Below are 2691 nucleotides of genomic sequence, written 5' to 3' on the forward strand. Positions count from 1 at the left end.
CGTCTATGCCAACACCATCAACTCGGCCGCCAACCGGTTGGCCGCCGGGCTGGAAAGCCTGATCATCCCGCAATCGGAAAAATGGCACGGGCTGTCGACCGCCGCCATGAACGACGAGGAGACCGACGAGGAAAAGGAATGGGCCGAAGCGTTGCGCGATTTCCTGTTCTCTCTGCGCTATTCCGCCAATTCGAATTTCGTGCCGGCAACACAGGCCTGCCTGCGCAATGTCGTGCGCTACGGCCCGGCCTATCTCTATGCCGAGGAGGGTTTTGGCGGCACGCTGATCCGCTATGCCTCGATCCCGGTGGTCGAGGGTTTTCTCTCGCGCAACCGCTGGGGCCAGGTCGATATTTTCCACCGCCGCTACGAGCGCACCGTGCGGCAGGCGGCGCAACTGCTCGGCTATGAGAAGCTGCCGGCGCGGATCAAGATGCTGGTCGACGATCCGGCCAAATGCGAGACGAAGATTTCGCTGATCCAGTGCATCCAGCCGCGCGACGAGCGCAAGATGTACCGGCTCGGCGGCAGCTACCAGTATCTCGACACGGCATTCGCCTCCTATCACGTCATCGAGGACGAGGAGGTCATCGTCAGGGAGAGCGGTTTTCGTTCGTTCCCGGTGTCGTGCTTCAACTGGCGCCGCTACGAGGGCGACCCCTATGGCATCTCGCCGACCATCGAGGCGCTGACGACGGTGCGCGAGGAAAACGCCGTGCGCCGCTCGGGCCTCAGGGCGCTGCAGCAGATCACCGATCCGGCGACCGCTTCGAAGGCGCGGCTCGACTATGTGCCGGTGCTCAATCCCGGCGAGAACTATCCCGGCCTGATCGACGACCAGGGACGGCCGCTGATCGCGCCGATCGCCACCGGCCAGAACCCAACCTATGCGTTCAACTACTCGGAAAGCCGGGCCGAGGAGATCCGCGACATGATGTTCGTCAACCTGTTCCAGACGCTGGTGCAGAACCCGCAGATGACGGCGACCGAAGCCTTGATCAGGCAAGAGGAGAAGGGCGCGCTGCTCGGACCTTCCGGCTCGATCATCCAGGCTGGATTCGCCAGCAATCTCGACCGCGAGCTGGGCATCCTCGAGGACAAAGGATTGTATGAGGAAGACAGCCGCTTCCTGCCGCCGGCGAGCCTTGCCGGCAAGGCGGTGCGGCCGACCTTCACCGGCCCGCTCGACGTGCTGCGCCGCTCGGCGGAAGCCCGCGACACCATTCAGGTGGTCACCACGGCCATGCAGATGGCGCAGTTCGACCCCGGCGTGATGGACAATATCGACGGCGATGAGGCGCTCAAGATCGTGCAGAGCGCCGGTCGCAGCCCGCAGCGCATTTTTCGGCGCAAGGAGGAGGTCGACGGTCTGCGCGGCGCGAGAGCCAAAGCCCAACAAGCACAGGCCGGCATGGCGGCGATCGCCACTGCCGGCAAGGCTGCCAAGGATGCGGTGCCGGCGGCGGTTCAGGCGCGCGACAGCGGTTTGCTCGATGGCCTGCAAGGCCTGCTGCAGGGTGGGCAGGCCGGAGCAGAAATGCCGGGCGGTCCGGCTGTGCCGGGCGCCGGCGCATGAGCCGCAAACGCTTCGCCCATTCCGGGCAGGCCGGCGGTCCGGCCAAGGCGCGCGATGCCCTGACAAAGGCCTATCTCAGGGTATTTTCCGGACAGGACGGCGAGATGGTGCTGGCCGACCTTGCTGCCACGACAGGCTACTACCGCCGCCCCTCCTACGGCGAATGGATGGCCAGGACCAGGACACCGAACGGCTTCGAACTGCACAGCGCCTTGAGCAATGCGCGTGCCGAAGTGGTGCAGCACATTATGGGGTTTCTGACGCTGGATGAGGCGCAGCTGGCGGCGCTGGAGAAGGCAGCGAGGGCGGAGGGGTAAGGGACTTTAGGAGCGCCGGCCTCACCGTGGTTACGGCCCGCTCCGGCATATCATTCATGCGAGTCCACGAACCCGCCCAGCTCACAACAGGATCAGAATACAGCCCCTGAAGGCCAAGCCCTGTTTGGCCAATGGCGCCGTCATTGGCGACCTCCCCAAAATTCATGAATCGGCGAAGGCGGCCGCACCGGGCCGGGCCGCCGGCGCAACGCCGCGGCGCGGCGCCACTGCAGGGAACGATTAAATGGCGACCATTCCTCTCCAACTGGCGCAGCGCCGGCTCGATACCGGCAATGCAGTGCAATACCCGCAGGGATCGCCGGTCGGCGCCGCCATGCAGGGTTTTGGCGATGAGCTTTCCGCTGTCGCCGAGCGCCACCAGCAGATGAAAGAGCAGCACGAGGCCTTCGACGCCGAACTCGCGCGCCGCCGGTTCAATGGCCAGATCGCGCAGGCGGAAGACGAGGTGGCGGCGAACGCGCCGGCCGACGGTAGCGGCCTGCATGAAGCCATGTACGGCCAGGTCGATCCGCGTACTGGCCAGGCGGTCAAGCCCGGTCTGTTCGACACGCTGTTCGACGCTGCCTTGCCGAACATGCCCGAAAACCAGCGCGCCAATTTCGCCAGGCAGAAGGAAGTGATGCGCAGGGTTGGCGGGCTGCGCATGGCACAGCGGCAGCTTCAGCGCCGTCAGGACTACGAGCAGGCGCAGGTCGACACGGTGCTGCAGACCAATGCCATCGCCATCGGCAACGCCAACCCCGACGACATTGTCACCTTCGAAGCGGCCCGCCAGGA

General features: G+C 65.3%; 3 protein-coding genes. All 3 read left to right on the forward strand.

Annotation, left to right across the window (positions count from 1 at the left end):
• Positions 1–1576 (forward strand): portal protein (locus tag E5W87_RS31900; RefSeq protein ID WP_292406861.1); only part of this gene is annotated, 1576 nt, incomplete at its 5' end.
• Entirely contained in the window at positions 1573–1893 is a 321-nt protein-coding gene (locus E5W87_RS31905; protein ID WP_292406865.1) for a hypothetical protein, read from the forward strand. The genes E5W87_RS31900 and E5W87_RS31905, both read left to right, overlap by 4 nt.
• 244 nt (positions 1894–2137) lie before the next feature.
• A partial coding sequence (locus tag E5W87_RS31910; protein ID WP_292406868.1) for a hypothetical protein occupies positions 2138–2691 on the forward strand: 554 nt, incomplete at its 3' end.

It is taken from the genome of Mesorhizobium sp., assembly GCF_004962925.1.
In the GTDB taxonomy this organism is placed as follows: domain Bacteria; phylum Pseudomonadota; class Alphaproteobacteria; order Rhizobiales; family Rhizobiaceae; genus Mesorhizobium.